The organism is Kitasatospora sp. NPDC059327, assembly GCF_042752535.1.
Taxonomy (GTDB): domain Bacteria; phylum Actinomycetota; class Actinomycetes; order Streptomycetales; family Streptomycetaceae; genus Kitasatospora.
Map to the genome: position 1 here is coordinate 53,636 of NZ_JBHYYB010000022.1, position 19,023 is coordinate 72,658.

Consider the following 19,023-nt stretch of genomic DNA (forward strand, 5'->3'; position numbering starts at 1 on the left):
TCACGCACGCCGGCCCAGCGTGCCCATCACGCCGAGCAGCCACTGCCGTAGGTCGTCGTCCAGATACCACGTTGACCCGGTGAACATCGCCTCCAGCGCGGTCGGCAGCACCTCCCAGGAGCGGCCGTCAGCCGGCTCCGAGCCGGTGAACAGGTCCGCCCAGCCGCCCTGCCGGGCGGTCGCCCGCGGGTGGTGCCCGCCGCCGGGGAACACCTCGGCAAGGCGGACCTGCGGGGCCCGCTCCCGCGTACCGACCTCGCCTCGGGAGGTACGGACCCAGTGGTAGGCCTCCTCGGCGGCCGCCAGCTCCGGAAGCGAGTGCTGAAGGTGGTGAGCCAGGGCGTGCAGCGCCGTCGCGTCACCGTCCCCGACGGTCAGGTGCCCAGTCTGCGGATGGTAGGAACCGCGGCGGGCACCGCGACTGGCCGTCACCGGTCCAGCGGCAGCCAGCCAGTCGGCCGGCAGCAGAGCCTCCAGGCCGCGGAGACGCTCCGTGCCCTCGCCGTCGGCCCGCAGGCCTCCGCCGGTGCCTGGGCCCATCTGCCGGACCTTCCCGACAGCGTGACGGGCGGCGTCACGCAGCGCGGCCCCGTAGGCCGCCTGGGTTCGCTGCTCGTCCGCCCGCGCCTGGCGGGCCTCGGCCCGGGCACTCCCGAGTTCCACCTCGGCGTCCCGGCTACCGGCCGCCGCCTCGGCAGCGATCCGGTCCGCGCGTCGGACCGCAGCCTGCGCGTAGAGGCGCATCGCCTGCATCCGGGCGTGTGGGTCGGTACCGAGCTCCGGCGCCGCCTCCCGCAGCCGGGCGGTGACGGCCGCGTCCAGGGCCTCACCCGCGCCGCGCACAGCCGCCAGGTGTCGCAGCGCCTCCGGGCCCGGCCCGCCGTCCACCGACCGATCAGCCACCCAACGACGCTCCTCGGCGACCTGCGGAAGCCGGCCGGCCTCGAGATCGGCGGTGCTCGCCGTCTCCCAGCGGCTGACCGTCCGCTCGACCCGGCCGAACTGCCCCACGGGAAGCAGAGCCAGCCACGGCGTCAGGTCCGTCCCACCGGGATCCTCCTGGGCACCGTCGACCGCGGCCGCGACATCGGCCTCGATCTCCTGTGTCTCCGGCCACCACCGCAACCGGCGCAGCATCCGCTCACGTACCCGCTCCAGCCGCGTGCCGTCCTCACCCCGCCACGTCGTGGCGATTTTGCGCAGCAGTTCCCGAAGCCAGGCTGCGACCCGGCGGGCCAGGCGTACCAGCGTGGCCATGACCCGGGAGAACAACCCGGGACGAGCCTGCTCCGGCACACCGTCGACGATCTCGCGTGCCACATCCTCCTGGCCCTCGGCCATGGCCTGGACCGCGGACTGCACGATCAACTCGACCTGCTGCTGGTCCAGCCGCCGACCGCGCATTGCCGCGACAGCCGCACCCAGCGCGGCGCCGACCGCGCGACCAGTGAATGCCGCCACCGACTGGCTGGCACCCTGAGGTGCCCGACCGCCAGTACCGGAGTGCTGCCCGGTCGAACTTGCCGGTGTGCCGGCGGCCCGGTACGAGCGGGCCATCGCCACCAGCGCGAAGTGCGACGCGTTGATGCCCTCGGGGATTCGGCGCAGCAGCCGCACCGCGCGCTCCGCTGTGTCCTCCTCCGACTCCCCGTCCAGCGGCTCCAGGTCGTTGAGCGTGCGTAGCACCGCCCGCACCGCGGCCGCGCGGGCGTTCCGTGCGGCATGCCGCACGGCCTGTTCGGCGTGGCCGTGCGCCGAAGCGTCCAGGCCCAGCCGACGAAGGGCCTCGGCAGCGTCGGCCGCCGCGCGCCGCTCGCCACCGCGGGCGCCGCCGGGTGCCAGCCGCTCCGCGACCGACTGCCGCAGTGCGTGGATGGTGCCCGGCACCACCCCCTCCAGGGCAGCCTGAACGACAGCGACGATCGCCTCGCGGGCGCGAGCCGTCACGACATCGCCCGTGCGCGGCCGCGGAGCAGCCGGAACCAGGGCCGGGGCTTCCCCGCCCGAGGCGGTAACGGGTGCCGGCGGGTCCGGCAGGTGGTGAACCGGCGCTGCGGCCACCATCACCTCTTCCTCCTCGATGCCGTAGGCGTCCTCCAGCGTCACCGCCTGCGTACCGCCTGGCCCCGGCCGGGAGTCGGTCACCACGACTGGCTTCGACGTGCCGTCGCCCTGCGGGACGGCGACCTGGTCGCCCGGCACCAGGTCCCCGGCGGTGCCCGGAATGGGCGCGGTCCTGGCCGGCGACGGCTGGCCGCCGGAGGCCTCGGCGAGCCGGTTCGCCGCGCGCCCAGCCGTACGGCCCTCGCCAGTGGCGGGGTCGGCGTGCTGGCGCAGCGCCTCCTGAAGAGCCTGGGCCTGTCCGACGCTCACTCCTACTCCGGCGTCGATCCGATCAGCGGCTTGTTGCGCCAGCGGGTCGTCACCCTCGCCCAGCCCCAGGTCGTGGATCCGCGCGCGCTCGGCGGGCGTCAGTTGCGGCGTGACCACGGGGCCGGCCTCCGGTTCGGTGACCACCGGGGTGATCCGACGGGTGTCGTCGATCCCGGTGACGGCCTCCTGCGGAGCGAGGTCTGCAGGTCGGCCAGCGGCGCCGGTGGCGCGTGCCATCAGCAGCGACCGGTCGGCGTGCAGCTGCCCGGCGGCTCCGCTCTCCACCTCCTCGTAGTCCACGACGACGTTGTCACCGGAGCGTTCTGGCTGCCCGACGATGCGCACGGGAGTCTTGTGCCCGGCGTCGTCGACCAACACGACGTCCCCGTCGTCAAGGTCCCCGGCGGCCACCGGCCGCAGCTCCACAACGGCGGGCCCGGCCTCGTCCGGATGCCCATCGCGCGCCACGGTGAGCGCTGCACCGTCGGTCATCACGACGCCGTCCGGTGTCGCCACCTCGATGGTGTCGCCCTCCACGGACTGCACGACGCCCACCGGCCGGCGGCTGTCCGGGTCAACGGCGACCTGGCCCGGCTTGATGTGCTGGCCGTCGCGGGTCCAGCCGGCCGGCCGCGCCGCGCCGCCGTCGGTGACCTCCAGGTCCCCCGGCGCCGCGTCCTGGTCATGCCGACGACCGTCGTAGCGCACCGACGACGTCGAGCCGGTCACTCCTATCACCATGCCCTCGCCGCCGGGGCCGCGTACCAGAGACCCCGGGAACAGCCCCTGCCCGCGGCGGTCGGTCGGATGGTCACCGTCCAGGCGCCCGGTCATCGCCTCCAACTGCGCGCCGGAGAGCAACGCGCCGTCGCCAGCCGGATGGTCCGGCTTGCTGGCCCGGGCGGCCTGGGCGTCGGCTGGCACGAACACCCCGCCGCGCCGGCCCGTCGCTCCGTCGATGTCCTCGGCTATGGTCACCTCGTAGCCGCGCACGAACCGGCCGCTCTGCTCGACGGTCTCCTCTCGCAGGCCCAACACCCACCCGGCTCGGGCGACCGGGCGCCCGTGCCCGTCGGTACCCTCGACCCGCGCGACATCGCCCTGGCGCAGCTGATCGACGCCGACCCACTGCGCAGGCCGACCACCGACCGGCTCCGGCGTACCCACCTCTGGAACCCCCGCCGCCCGATCCCCGGGCGCCTCCTGTCCGGCCGCGAGTCGTTCGCCGTCGGACACCTCGGCGGCCTGCCGCTGCGCACCCGGCACCTCGGCCTGCGGCGCACCATCGCTCCGGGCGTCCAAAGCGCCACCGGCCGGCCGGCCGGCATCCTCGCTCGATGTGTGCGACCCGGGAACCTGCTCACCGGGCCCAGTCGCACGGGCATGGTCCTGTTCGTCCTCCCACTGTGCTCGGGCCGTCCGCTCGCTGGCCAGGTGCTTCTGGTAGTAGCGGCTGAAGGAGACCGGCCGTTCACCACCGTTGTGATACTCGATCCATTCGCGCAGCTCGTCGCTGGCGTGCTTGTCGAAGACGGCCTCAGGTGCCTCGAACAGCATGTAGTCCGGGTCATCGATGCGGGTACCGGCGGCGACCCGTCGGGCCGGACGGCCCTCGGCCGCAGCCCGGGCGTCCTCCGCCTCCTGCTGTGCCCGGGCTGCCCGCGCCTTCTGCGCAGACTCCCGACGCACCAGGTAGCCCTTGGTGTACTCCTCGACCGCGTCCTTGACCGTCGACCTGTACTCGTTGTCGTACTGGTAGCGCAGCCGCTGACGCTCCGTCTCCACCCGCTCCAAGTACTCCCGCCGGGATTCCTTCGTCGGGTACAGACGGGCCAACTGGTCCATCAGCTGATCCTCGGCCGCCCGCTCGAAATCATCGGCCGGCACCGCGTCCGAGGCCTGCGTGGCCAACGGCACAAGGGCACGCCAGTAGTCACCACGCTGCGCGGTCCGACGGTCCAGTTCGTCGGCGATCCGGTGCAGCTCGGGGTTGTCCCACTCACCGGTCGCAGCGACCTGGTCGCTGACCACGGCCAGATGCGCCTCCAGCAGGGCTTCGTCGACATCCGTTAGGTCGGCCGGCAACATCCGGTTGTTGGCGTCCATCGTCGGCACGTCCGGATCAGACCGCTCCGGGACGTCGCCGGACACGCCGGCGACACCCTGCGGTGCGGCGTGCTCGTCGCGCACCGCCCGCATCGCCTCGCCGATCTTCCGGCCCTCTGCGTCACGCCACCCACGACCGGACTTCTGCGCGTCTGGCGCATCCCACGGGAACGGCCTGTTGGCCTCGTCGACCAACTGCTCGTAGCGGGCAGCCATCGCCGCCGCATCCTCGCGGCTGCCCTCCACCGTGCTGGCATCCCGCGGACCGACCGTCGCACCCGTGTAAGCGTGCCCGAACTCCCAGCTGCGGCCGCCGTCCTTCGACCAGTACGCCACCCCGCCGCCGGGCGACACACCCAGCGTTGGGTTGGCACCGATCCGCGCCACGTAGGCGCGGTTCCTTGTGCTGCCGGGGATGCCTTCCCCAGTGGCGAACCGCCCCCGCACCCGCGTCAGGTGCTCGCTCTCGTCGGGCACGTCAGCCTCGCGAGTGCCCGAGGGTGAAGCTTCCGAGGCCCGCTCGGCCTGCACCGCGCCGAGCTGCGCCCGACGTCGCTCGTGACCCTCAAGGACGCCGGGAAACCTCTCCTGGCGGACGTCGTCCGGCAGGCCGGCCACCATGGCGACGAAGGCCTCATGCCTGGCCACGTTCACCGGGTCGGCGGTGCTGTGATCGTCGACGGGGGACCGCCCGTCCGGATCCAGGCCGTCGGCCTGCTTCAGGAACCGCTCGGCGACATCCGGCGCGACCCCTCGTCGTTCGGCCTCCGCCCGAGCCTGCGCAACATGCTGCGCGAAGACGTCCCGGACCTCGGTGTAGTACCGGCCTTCGCCGACGATGCCCGGGCTGCCACGCCGCCCGTCTCCCCGGTAAGACCCGTAATAGGTCACCTCGGCCGCTTTCGGGCCGGCCGCGGAACGTAGGCGCTCCAGATAGTCCGTCCGCGCTCGCTCGCCCACGGCCTCGACGGCGGCCCGCAGGATCCCGGCGCGCTCAGCCAGGAACTCCCGAACGAGGCCATCGTGCTCGCCGAGAAAGTGCCGCACGTTGGCGTCGAACTGGCCGAGCGGATCCATCGCCTCGGCCTCGCCGAGCAGCTCGCCCCACTCCTTGGCGTCGTCCGGGTGGCCGCCAGCCGCTGCAGCAAAACGTCCGGCGACGTTCGGGACCTGCCCGCCTTCCTCCGGGCTCCAGTGGCTCGCCACAACTCCGTGTGGCGGATGGACCTTTCCGCCGCGGCGCACCCGCGTGCCCGCCGCATCCGGGCCCGCTTCGTGCCCACTTCCGGATGGCACGTCCACAGGTCCGTCAGTTTCAGATCCGCGCCCGCGCGGCACCGGGGTGCCCCCGGGAAGTGGCGCGCCAATCAGCGGAAGGTCCGGCCCGTCGGGGTCCACGTCGAGGTCCGGCCCGTCCGGGCGGAGCCGCCGCCGCCGGCGCCGTCGTCGGCGCCGGCGACGCTCGTCCCCGTTGTCGTCCCCGTTCTCGTCGTCCGGAGCGGGATCCTGGTCGTCAGCCGAGTCCTGACTGTCGCCTCCGTCCCCGTTGCCATCATCACCTGACCGGTCGACATCCGGGCTGGCTGTTCCGTGTCCCTCGTCGTCGTCGTGCCTTCGGACGCTCTCCCCGACTGGCCCGCCCTGCTCGTCTTCCCGACCTTGCTCCTGACGCTGTTCACCATCGTCCTCGCTCGGCCGCGGATGGGGCGTTGAGGAACGGTCACGGTCGACCTCAGGGGCGGGAACGTGGTCGCTCACCTCGTCGGGACCGTACGGTGCCGGCTTGGGGCCGCCCTCGACCTGCGCCACGACGCGGGCTCGGCGCCACTCGCTCTCCCGCTCCTCGTGTTCAACCTCCGCCCGACTCGGCGCCCCCGCCCGCCGGTGCGCGCGCTCCTCGGGAGCGAACGCGTCCAGCACATCGCCCAGCTCATCCCCCTTCATGAACATCGCGTGATCGGGATCGCCCTCATGCCGGCGTGCCAGCTCACGGAAGCGGTCGCGCGCCCACCGAATGACCTCCGGGTTGCTGCCGTCTCCACTGCTGCCGTTGCTCATGTCGCGCAGGAGGAACTCGAGTTCGCGGTAGAGCCGTCCCGTTTCCTCGTCCAGCTGTGAGCGGGTAGTCATCCCGCGCTTGAACAGAACCATGTAGAGCTTGTGGGCCAGGCTCCACAGCTCGTAGGGCGAGCGGTCCAGCGGGACGGGCCGGTACGACGCCACGACCCGGGCGACGGCATCCTCAACCGTCGGATAGAGGGAGGTCTTACCGCGGTCGCTGTCCGTCTTCATCCCGCCGTGGATGCCGAACGGGTACTCGGCGATCCAGGTCTCGCCCTTGCCCCTGCGCGAGACCTTGCCGATCCGGCGCCCATCACGCCACAGCTCGTATCGGTCCGCCTTGGCGTGGGTCCGGTTGATGGTCACACCGCTGTGGCCAGCCGGCTGCGACGTGGCGTCACCCGCGCCGGGCAACGCGAGCGGCATCGGGTCATCGCCGCCGGGCACAGGGAGATCCTCACCGTCCGAACCACCGTGGAGGTTCCTCTCGTGTCTGGAGGCTGCCCCATTGCCGCGTGGAATGTTCCGATCGTCGACTGCCGTATGCCTGTTCGGCTGCTCGGCATCCGCGCTGTCCGGCGAGATGGAGCGCAGGTCGGCGTCAACCTCGTCCGGTGACAGCAGGACACTGTTCCCGTCCGGCCGAACCTCTGGCCCGACAGCCGGGAGGAGGCCGCGCTGCCCTCGCTCGACATCCTGCGGGCCGGGCTCAGGGCGCAGGACGTCGAAGGCGTCGCCCGTCGGCGTTCCGACAGGGTCCTGCGCGTTCCCGGCTTCCAGGGCAGGCCCGGCGTCCGGTGCGACCGGCTTCGGCGCGGCGCCGACCTGATCGGGAGACTGCACCTCCTCGTCGCCGGTCACGCCGTCGGCCGCCGGCGCCTGAGTGTCGACCGGCCCCTGCCCGCTGGGTGCCGAGTACCGGCCGGAGTCGATCGCATTCTGCAGGTCCTCGTCCGAGGCGACAACGGCGCGCGGCTGCGGCTCACCGTTACGCCAACGGACCTGCTGCAGGGAGATGGTCGACCGCCGCCCAGTCTCCTGGTCCCTGACCGTCAGGACGTTGCCCACCGTGCCGACCTCGCCGGTGAGCAGCTGCTCCCCGTCCTCGCTGACGTACAGCACGGTGTCGCCCTTGGCGAAGTCCTCAGGCGTCCAGTCGCGCGGGTAGTCGGTGTCGGGGCGCTCCATCGGGTCGTGGGTGCGGGTCACGTCCCACACCCAGCCCAGGCTTCCGGCGTCCAGCGTCTCGGTGGCGCGGGTGACCGCGACGTAGGACAGTCGCAGGTCCTCGTCACTGGGCATCGTGGCTAGCTCGTGCCGGCCGCTGTCGTTGACCTCCGGGCCGCGGAAGTCGCCGGCGATCCGCACCCGACGCCACTCCAGGCCCTTGGACTTGTGGGCGGTGGAGATCACCACGTCCGGGTCCTGGTGCTCGGCGACGATCCCGCCTTCGCCGTCTGCCGGCGCGTGGCTGTTGTGGTTGATGTACTCCTGGATGGTGGCGCGCGCGGCATCGCGGTTGCCGTCCGGGTTCTTCACAGTCCACACCCGGCCGGACTTGTGCCGCACGGTGTGCGTGCCCGGCTGGTAGTACCACCGTTTCGACTGGTCGTCCCAGGCGAGCTTCCCGAAGCCGTTCGCCTTCGCGTCCTTGAGCCACTTGGTGAAGTCCTCGTGGTCCGGGTCGCCGTACTTGGTACCGGAGATCCACAGCCGTTCGCCGTCGTCGGTGATGTGGATGTCGGCGGCCAGGCCGCCGGATTCCATCAGCCGTGCGAGCTTGCCGTCGGAGTCGTTCTCGATGAGCTGGACCAGGGTGCGCATCGACCCGGCCGCCTCGGACTCCTCCTCGACGTACTGGACCACGTCGTCCCAGGCGGCGAAGTCGGCGAGGTCCTTGTGATTGGTCCTCTCGCCGGCCTGGAGCTGGCGGGCGGCCTCCACGAACTTCCGGATCTCCTCCAGGCCGCCGGCCACGGCGACGCGCTTGCCGCGGTCGAGTGCGTCGATCGCCTCGATGACGGCAGTGGCGTTGGTGCGGCACAGCACCGCGTCCGCGTCGTCCGGCCCCAGCTCGGCGATCCGGGAGTCCTTGCTGTCCAGGCCCTTGAGGCGCATCTCGGTGCCGGACAGGCGCAAGAACCGGTTGCCGATCTCGGCGATCTCGGGGCCGAAGCGGAACGACTGCGTGAGGGTGAGTCGGGCGTCGACGGGGAAGCGGGCAAGGGCGTCGGTGGCGCCCCGGAACCCGTAGATCGACTGGTTGGAGTCGCCGACCGCGACGACCTGCACGCCCTGCTTCATTGCGGCGCGCACGACCCCGTCGAGCACGGGGTTCACGTCCTGTGCCTCGTCGAAGAAGATCACATCGCTGTCGACCTTGAACCCGGACAGCGCCCACTGCTTGACGATGTAGTCCTGGTCGTACGTCAGCTTGCCGTTGGGGTCCAGGATGTCCGTCCACATCCGGTCGGCAATCGGCTTGAGCGCCTCGAACAGGGCGCCGCGGTGCTCCTCCGCGATCCACGGCGGCAGGCTCAGGTGCTGCGGTCCCATCTCCTCATCGGCGGACTGGCTCCACCGCGAGATCAGGTCACGGGCCTGGTAGGCGGCCGACGACGGCTTTAGGGACTGGCCCGGCGCGTACTCCACCCAGTCGTAGACCCGCATCAGGTCCGCCACCGTCTGCGCGGTCTGCCGCTTCGCACCACCCTCGCCGTCCTGCGGAAGCCGCTTCCCGAGGTCCCGGCCGGCGTCCCGGTAGCGCTGGTTCACGGCCCGGAACGCCATCCCGTTCGCAGTCTGCGGGGTGACGTTGTCCGCGTACTCACCCTTGGCCTTGGCCTGCTTCGCCTCCTCGGCCACCGACCGGTTGAACGCCAGGTAGTCGATCCGCTTGCCAGGCATGCGCCGGGACAACTGCTTGAGCGTGGACGACTTGCCGGTGCCGGCCAGCGCCATCACCGCAGTGTTCAGACCACGCCTGCCCACCGCCTCGTGAATCAGCGCCTGCTCAGCCGTCGGCGGGTACTCCTCCGACCCGGCCGCCGCCGCGTCGATCCGCTCCCACTCCTCATCGGAGGGGGCGCCAGGCTTCGCCAGCGGCATGTCCTCGATCCGTTCGACATTGCGGCCCTCGCCTTCGTCGGCGCGCAGCCCGTGTCCGTCCAGCCGGTTCTGGATCTCCTCGCCGCGGTCCTTCGGCTCCTCGACCTCCGTCTTACGGTTAAGCTCCTTGGCCACCTCCCACCGGTGCAGCTCCGCCCGGCGCCGCCACGCCAGATCCAGTGGATCGGCCGAGTCCTTGACCCGCTCAATGGCCTCGCCGAGGTCGTCGTGCTCCTGGTCGAGCTCCTCGAAGCTCATCCCGGTGACGGGCCGCTCGCCGATCGTCGGCCGTACTACTGGCCGCTGCGCCGAATCTGTCCCCGGGGACACATTCTCGGCGGGCGCCTCGGCACGCACCGGCTTCTCCGGGGAGTCGACCCGGTCCGTTGCCGGCGCCTGCGAAGCCTGGTCAGCGGGCGCGTCAGTGTCCGGTGCAGCAGGGGCTTCCGGGGCCTCCTCGGATGCCTTGTACGGCTCGGCGAACGGGTCGGGCTCGCCTGGCCGCGGCAGGGTGGCCTGGGTGCGGTCCGTGTCGTACGCCTCGCGGTCCAGCTTGTCGGCCGCGTTGCGCAGGGTCTTCTGCCGGCGCCGGCCGGTCGCCGTACTGGTGTCCACCTGATCGGCGGTGGTACGCGCGGTGTCGCGCAGGGTGCGCATCTGGTCTGAACGCATCGTGTAGCGCCGGAAGACGCCCGGCTTCCACGCGATCGGCTCCTCCGGGTCGGGCTGGGCAAGCTGGGCAAGCTCGCGCACCTGAGCCTCGGTGAACTTCACCTCCTGCCGGGCGCTGCCCGGCCGCGCCGTGCCGGACTTCTCGCCGCGGTGCCCCAGGTCGATGCCCTGCGCGACGTGGGTGGCCACACGGATCGGCGGGATGCCGGCCTTCGCCGGCATCTTGTCATGCCAGGTCATGTCTTCGGGGGCGCCGCCGCGACCGTCCTGCCCCCACCAGGTCGTGCGGCCCTTCTCATCGGGCCGGGAGCGGACCCAGCCGATGGTGGTCCCATCCTTGTCGGCGATCCAGCCGTGCCCGGCCTCTTCGTCGAGGCTGTGCAGGCGGGCGCCGTGGTCCAGGGTGAGGCCCTCGGGGGTGGCGGCCTGCGTAAGCTTCGCCCGGCGCGCCTCGCTGGCGACCGCCGCATCCTGGCGCGCCTCGACCGTGGGCTGCTCCCCGGGCCGATGTACATCGCGCAGCGGGTGCATGACGTACGTGCCATCGACGTTGACGAGCGCCTGGCCCTCGGTGGAGCCGATGAAGTGGCCGACACCGTCCGGGGTGACCAACTCCGCGCCGCTCTCGTACGGCTGCTCCTGAGGCTCCTCACCCCCGGCCGCCGGTGACGCCAGCTGATCGGGCGCGTTGCCCGGATGTGCTGAAGGCCCCGGGGTGACGGCCGAGTCGGGTGCGGGCGCCTCAGTGTCGGGCTTCGGGGACGAAGCGGTCTGCTGGTCCTCCTGATCGGGCCGGCGTCCGGACGGGGTGGTGTCGTCGGCCCGGCGGAAGGTGTGGTCGGGGCGGTGCATCAGCGTGCGGCCGTCGGTGGTGCGCACCCGCACCCCGCCCTTGCCGCTTCGGCCGATCAGCTCCGGTTTGTCGGCGACCTCCGCCACTGTGCCGTCGTCGGCGACGTACCGATCCCCGCGACGCAGGTTCGCGGCCTTGAGCCGGTCCGTGGCGCCCTCGGCGTCGGCGAACATGTCCGGAGTACCGAACTCGTCGCCAGCCCGTTGAGTCGGCTGCGCGGCGAGCACGTCGGCAGCGCCGAACAGGCCCGCATCCTCACCGTCCACCTGTTCGGCCTGCATCTCCTCCCAGGTGCCGCCCGGCCCCTTCTTCGTCGTCTCCCGCGCCTTCGCCGCGCGCGCGGCCTGCTCGCTGGCGAGTGCTGCGTGCCGGGCGACGTCCTCGCCGCTCACCTCGCCGTCGCCGAGCAGGTCCGGCTCCAGGGCGGTCATCTCGTCGGCGATCTGCTCGTCCGTCAGCGTGGACGGGTGCGGCTGCCCGTCCGCCGCGGCCTGTGGCGTGGCCTGCACTTCCGGCGCGGACGATGTTGCCCCGGGCTCGGCGGCCGGGGCTGCCGCGTCCTGCCGCTCGCGTCCAGCCGCCGCACCATCGGGGCCGCGGCGCTGGCCCGGCACGTCGACCTTGGCCCGGCCGGATCGATCGGTGGACACCACCGGCGTCGGGTCGGGGCTGTCCAGATCGATGTCGGGATCCGGGTCGACCGCCTTCTCGATGAGGTCCTGGGCCGGCCGTTCGGCCTCCAGCCGCGACTCCAGGTCCTCGACGCGCTTCGTCGCCTTGACGAACTCCTTGTCCTGCTCGCCGCGCCCGCGTAGCTCCTTCTTCTTCTGCTCGGCGGTGATGAGCTGCGCGAGAAGGGCTACGCGCCGCTCGGCAGACTTCAACGCCTCCCCGTAGGGCGGTTGACCGCCCAGCCCGCGCCGGGCCCGAACCAACTCGTCCTCAGACTCAGCGAGCTGGCGCCCGCCCTCCTCGATCAGGTCATCGAGGCCGTCCAGGCGCTTCTCCAGCGAGGCGATGATGCCGGTGCCCGCGCCGTCCCCGAGGTCGTCGCGGCTGTAGGTACCGGGGGTGGTCGACAGCCGGCGGCCGCGCAGCAGCGGCCAGTCGAAGCCAACCCGCACGATCCGGTTGCCGCTGATGTCGTAGTCGACCGTCGCGTACGCGGTGTGGCCGCCGAGTTGCCCCAGCGCCACCCGGTCTCCAGAGGTCAGCTCCTTGTTCTCGATCGCCGCCCTCACCAGGGCCAGCAGCGGGCCGGCCGCGTGCTTGCGCGAGGTGAACCGCTCCCGGCCCGGCAGGGTCATCCCGAACGAATCCCGGCGGGTCTCCACGCGCTGCGCCCGTGCGTTGTGCCAGGCCTCCAAGGCGTCGTCCAGCCACGCGATGTGCTGAGTGACGACGTCGGTTGCACGACGCTTCTCGTCCTGTTGCCGGTGCCAGCGCACATCGGCGCGCTGCAGATCCACGCGGGCCTTGACCGCCTTCGCGTGGTCGAGCACGGTCGTGTTGCCGGTCGCCAGCGCCTTCATCACCGCGAAGGAGACCGCGGTGTCGCCGATGTCCTCCATCTCACGCAGGTCGAAGTTCTTGCGGTTCATCTGCGCGATGAACTTGGCCTTGCGCTCCAGCGTGCCGGCGTTGAAGGCGTCGAACGTCTCCTCGGTGATCCAGGAGATGATCCGGACGTCCTTGTCTTGCAGGTAGTGCAGGTTGCCCTGTCGCTCGATGCGGCCCTCGCGCTGCGACATGTCGGCCGGGCGCCAGGGGTAGTCCATGTGGTGCATGGCAACGGCCCGGTCCTGAATGTTCGTGCCGGTGCCCATTTTGGTGGTGGACCCGATGAGCACGGCGATCTTGCCGTTGCGAGCGTCCTCGAATAGCTTGGCCTTCGCCTTGTCGCTGCCCGCCTCGTGGATGAAGCGAATCTGCTCGCGGGGAACGCCGGATGCAACCAGGCGCTCCCGCATGTGCTCGTAGGCGTTCCATGCCGGCTGCTCGTTGCCGTAGTCGTCCAGGCCGCCCTTGGCCTTCGAGCCGGGCACGCCCTGGTCCATGAAGACCAGCTGCAGCGCACCCTTCAGCGGCTGTGGCGTCGGGTCGTTCTTGGACGTGGGGAACTCGGCGTCCTTGTTCTCCCGGTAGATGGAGGCGATCTCCCGGGCGGCGTGGTCGATCTTGCCGCCCTCTTCGCCGTAGCCGCCGACCAGCCGCGGGTCGATTGCCGCGCGTTTCCCCAGGCCGATGATCTTGAGGATGCCTCCCGGCTCCTTGGCGTCCGGGTGGTTGGGCAGGTCCTCGATGTACTGCTTCTGCTCGGCGCTGATCGGTACGACCCGCAGCTCGCCGCGCTTGCCCTCCTCGTTGCGGCGCACCCGCGGCGTCGGCAGGTTCAGGTCTGCAGCGGTCTGCACGTCGGCCGCGACCCGGTACATGCGCAGCAGCTCGGGGACGTTGCGGAACTGCGCGAACCGGGCCTTCTCCTGGAACCCGGAGCCGTCGGGCTTGACCTCGACGTCGGTCACGACGTCGCCGAACGTCGCCGCCCAGGAGTCGAAGTCGCTGATGCCGGCGGCGTCCAGCAGGTCCGGCCGCAGATACCGCTTCATCGTGTACGCCTCGGTCACCGAGTTGGCGATCGGCGTGCCGGTGGCGAACGTCAGCACCCGCCCGGACTCGCTCCGGCCGCGAAGGTACTCGACCTTCATGTGCAGGTCGGAGGCCTTCGCCGACCCGGTGACTGCGGCACCGGGGATGCTGCTGACGGTGCGCAGGTTCTTGAATTCGTGTGCCTCGTCGACCATCAAATAGTCGACGCCAGTCTGCTCCCAGTAGACCGCCCCGGTGTCCTTGGACTCCTGCTCCAGGCGCTTCTCCATCGCCTCTTCGGCGTTGGTGAGCGCGTTCTCCAGCTGCTTGAGCGTCAGCGACTTGCCGTCCCGGGCCTTCGCGTCCGCGATCTGCCGGCGCAGCCGTGCCAGCTCCTCCTCCATGTAGGCGCGCCGGTTGGCGGGTGTCATCGGAATCTTCCCGAACGCGGAGTGCGTCAGGATCACCGCGTCCCATTCGCCGGTCGCGGCCCGGGCGATGAACTTGCGGCGCTTCTTGCCGGTCAGGTCCGCCGAGGACGCGGCCAGCACCTTGGCGTTTGGGTACAGCTCCAGGTACTCGCGGCGGAACTGCGCGAGCATGTGGTTCGGCACGATGATGGCTGGCTTCTTCGCCAGCCCGGTGCGGCGTAGCTCCTGCGTCGCGGCGACCATGGTGGCGGTCTTGCCGGCGCCTACCTCGTGTGCGAGCAACGCGGACGGCTCGTTGAGGATCCGGGCGATGGCCGCGTTCTGGTGCGGGCGCATCTTCCAGCCTGCGGTGATCCCCGGAAGTGTCAGCTGGACGTCGCTGTAGTCGCGCAGCGCGATGCCGTTGAACCGGTCGTTGTAGACCTTGGCCAGCCGTGCGGCGCGGGCCTCGTCCTCCCACACCCAGGCGGCGAACCGCTCGGCCATCGCCGAGGCCTTGTCGCGCGCGTCCGCGGTGCCCTCGTCGTCCACGGCCGACTTGCCGTCGGGCAGCGTGCGGGTGACGGTGATCTGCTTCTGCTGCAGGACCGCTTCGGCGATCTCCGACGCCGACCGCTTCTTCGTGCCCCAGGTGACGCGGGAGGCGATGCCCTGCGACGGGCCGTCGACGACCCACGTCGAGCCGCCGCCGTACTCGGCCCGCACGTGCGGCGTCTCGAGGATTTCGCGCAGGAACGAGGTGATGTCGTCCTCGCCGATCCACGGTGCGCCCATCTTGGCGCTGATCTCCCCGGGGACCAGGTCGCGTGGGACCACGGCCTCCAGCGCGGCGACGTGGCTCGCCATGTCGCCACGGCCGGCCGCGAGGTGGAGGCGGGCGATGGCGAGCTTCTTGCGGACGTCGCCCGACAGGTAGTCCGCGGCCGGCAGCAGGCGACCACTCTCCGGGGCGCGGAACACCCGGGTGCCGAGCTGCTCCAGGGCGTCGCTCTCGCTCGTGCCCATGAGCCGTGCCAGGGTCGGCAGGCGCAGTTCGCCGTCGTGCTCCAGCGCGAGCGAGACCGCCTGGTCGGGACTGTCCGCGCGCTCAGCGATCTTGCGCGGCGCCACCACCCGCTGGTGAAGGATGCTCGCCTTCGCCGCGGTCTTCGTGCTGTCGTTCCACCGGTCGAGCCCGTACGCGAACGCCGACGCGAAGTCGTCGTCGAAGAGGGCGAGGGCGGTCGGCGCCTTCCACTCGTCCGGGACCTTCTCGAGAGCGCCGTCCTTCGCCCGCACCCGAGCCTCGTCTGGGGTGAAGATGCGGTACTGGCCAGGCTTGTCGAGCGGCGCGTACGCGGCCGTGTAGGCGTCGTAGGCGCGGTTCAGCTCGGCGCGCAGCGTCGTCATGCGCTCGGTCTCGTCGTTGCCTTCGTGTGACGACTCCTCGTCCAGCAGCGCGGTGGTCAGGTTGCGCAGCTCCAGCAGGTCCCGCAGCTGCGACACCTGAGAGTGGTGGACGTCGAGCGCCTGGACCTGGCCGTCGATGACCTGGGTGAAGGTGCCGTCCGGGCGCGCGTTGATCGCGCCCTCGTGCTGGCGGTCGGCGGCCGCCTGGAGCACGATCTGCTCACGCGGGCCGGCCTCGTGGAGCGCGAAGCCACGCCCCTCGGCATTGGCCTGCGTGGTGATCCGAGCCAGGGCCTCGCGCAGCGCTGGCGCGGCGTTCTTGTCCCCGCGCACAGTCAGGTCGTGGTCGGTGAACTGGCCGCGGCCGGTGGTCAGCTCGCCGAGGACGTTGTCGGGGTGCTGCTGGAAGTACCGGTTGACCTCGACCTGGTGGCCGTTCACGTCGACCGGCGTCGACTCCACCCACGACTGGTCACCAGGTGCCTCACCCTCAGCCCGGCGGCGAAACAGCAGCACATCGGTGACCACATGCGTGCCGGCCGCCTTCTCGTGCGCGCCCTCGGGCAGCCGCACCGCTCCGACCAGGTCACCCAGCTTCGCCATCTCCTCGCGGGCCCGGGGGTCCTTGGAGTCCATGGTGTAGCGGGAAGACACCACCGCGACCAGGCCGCCCGGCCGGGTCAGCTCCAGGCTCTTCTTGATGAAGTGGTCGTGGATGGAGAGCTTGCGGCCCTTGTTGTGGACCGGGTCGGTGAGCTTGACGTCGCCGAACGGCACGTTGCCCACCACACCGTCGAAGCCGCCGCGCGGCGCCCGCGTCTTCGCGAACGACTCGGTGAGGATCTGCGCGTCAGGGTAGATCGCCCGGGAGATCGCCGCAGTGGTCGGGTCCAGCTCCACGCCGGTCATGTGCGTGCCGGCCGGCGCGGCCCCGATGAAGTTCCCGGACCCCGACCCCGGTTCCAGGACGTTCCCACCATCGAAGCCGAGCGCCTGCACGGCCTGCCACACCGCGTCGACCAGTGACTGGTCGGTGTAGTGGGCGTTCAGCGTGTTCTTCTGCGCGGCCGCCCACTCGCCGTCGTCCAGCAGGGCATGAAGCTCGGCGCGCTCGCCAGCGAACGACTTCCACCGCTCGACGGCCCGCTCGAACGCCTCGTCGTTCTTGTAGTTGCCGCGCCGCGGTTCGTCGGCCAGTACGGTGGGGAGGGAGCCCCAACCCGACCAGCGCGCCAGGACTCGCTTCTCCGCGTCGGTCGCCAGCCGGTCTTCGACCTGGATCCGGCGCAGCGTCCGCAGAGCCTCGACGTTGGCGCGCAGCTTCGCCCGCTCGCCGGACGGGGCGAGATCCTCCTGCGAGCGGGCCCGGAACTGCCCTGCCGCTACTCCTCGTCGAGCACCAGCTCCAGGTCCTCCGTCCCCGGCTCCTTCGGCAGGTACACCTCGTCGTTCAGCACCAGCTCCCGGGCCTGCGACCGCGCCTGATTCCTCGCCTGCACCCGCTCCAGAAGGCCGTCGCCCTCCGGCGGATTCAGCTCCAGCAGCTCCTCCGTCCTCTTCGCGATCAGATCCGCCACCCGCAGACCCACCCTCGTGAAGTGCGCTTCCTGCTCCGCCTCGCTCCCCAGCGACGCCGTCGCCGCCGGACGGTACGTCCGCGCGTACTGCTGAGCCAGCCTGCCGTACGACTCCATCCCGGTCCCCTCCTCGATCGATCGCGGCCTGATCACGGCCGCCACCATTGTCCAGCTGCCCGGCGTCGGCCATCGCCCGGGTGAAGGCCGCGACGAACTCCGGATCGGTCACCCGGTCCCGCAGGTGCGGCGCGTCCCAGTCAAACAGGTCACCGCGGTCGTTACGAACCTGCTCCGCCGCATCCGCGACGAGCAACGCCTCACGCTTCGTCGAGTAAAGCTTCGGCTTGCCTCCACCATCGCCGTAGCGGTCCGAGAGCAGAATGCCGGTGCCGGCGTGGTGAACGACGTACTTGCCCTTCGGCGTGCGCGTGACCATGAACCGGCCATTGGTCGAGAGCTGCTCACTGCGGGTCAGCTGAACCACACGGAAGGCGCCCTGGCGGTCCTTGTCGGCCTGGACGGCGTCGGCGCTGCTCGCATCGACGCCGTCGTCCCAGTGATACCGAACCTCGTTGATGCTGTGGAACCGGCGAGGGACAGCCTCACCTCCAGGCAGCCAGCTGCCCCGATCCCGCTCCCCGCCGCTCGCGCTGTCGGCCTGGCTGGCGCCGGAACCGCCCTCCGACGACGAGTCGCTGGTCTCCGGCACCCGCGGCCCGGCGTCATGGTCGCTGCGCCGCTCCGAGCCTCCATCCCGCTGCGCCGGCTTCGGCGTACGGTCGGCGGCCTTCTCGCGGGCCTCCGCCTCGATGCGAGCGGACGGCGCATCCCGACCGTGCTCGCGTTCCCACCGCTCGTAGTAGTACGGGTGGGAGACCAGGTGGAAGCCGTCCGCCGCGCCACCGTCCGCGACCTTCAACGTCTCCTTGCGGCCGCCGTGCCCCTCCCACGTCAGCGTGGTGTAGCCGCCGTCGCGCTCCACGTCCAAGACCCGTCGCGTGTACCAGCCCCCATCCACGAGCGGGTTCCCCGCCACGACGAAGTCGCCCTGCTCGATCAGACGGGCCTGACTCCATCGGTAGCCGGGCTGTTCGTCGGCCGGGCCGGCCGGCGCACCGGCCTTCTCGGCGGCCGCGCTCAGCTCCTCCGGGGTGTAGGACTGCCAGCCGCCCTGCTTGTGGATCGGACCGGTCTCAAGTCCGTCGGCCTCGCTCAGCGCATCCCGCTTGCTCGCGTGCCGGCCCTCGTGGACACGGCCGGTCGCAGCTTCGTAGACCCGCCACGTACCGTCCTGCTGGCCCACCAGGTGACGGCCCGTCGCAGTCAGCTGGACCGAGGAGAGCGTGTCGGCGCGTCCACGCGCGGCCTCGCGACGCAGCTGGGCGTCCTGCGGCTTCTCGGAGTCAGCGGCCAGTGGCCGGACCTCGCCACGGCGCCACGACTCCAGCACACCTGAAGCGGTCGGCCTGTCGTCCGGGATGTCCTGCCCGTCGTCGTCCTTCGCGTGCGGCTGTGCAGCCACCCGCGGGTCGCCGATGTCCGGCTTGGTGATGCCGTCACCGCGGCCGCCGCTCGCGGACTGCGCGTCGCGCCTCGCGTCCTCGGCCTGGACCTTGTCCTGATTCGCAGTCGGCGCGCTGCCGTCCGGCCGGGCGACCATGGTCAGCCGGTTGGCGAACAGCTTCTCCTGCGCGCCGGTGTCGAGTCGCTCGACGAGCACCTTGTCGCCAGCCAGCGCCCGAAGAACCCGCCCGAGACCGCCACCCCACAAGCGCGCGATTCCCCCGGTCTCGACGAACCGGCCACGACTGTCACGCGGGTGAAGAGCGGGGTTCCATGGCCGGCGAACGGCCTTGACCTCAAG

Annotated in this window: 1 protein-coding gene; it reads right to left on the minus strand. The window is 71.4% G+C overall.

Annotation, left to right across the window (positions count from 1 at the left end):
- Positions 1-18,879: a UvrD-helicase domain-containing protein gene (locus ACFXHB_RS16035; RefSeq protein ID WP_380574806.1), complete on the minus strand. Its 18,879-nt coding sequence runs from the start codon at positions 18,877-18,879 to the stop codon at positions 1-3.
- Positions 18,880-19,023: the final 144 nt, after the last annotated feature.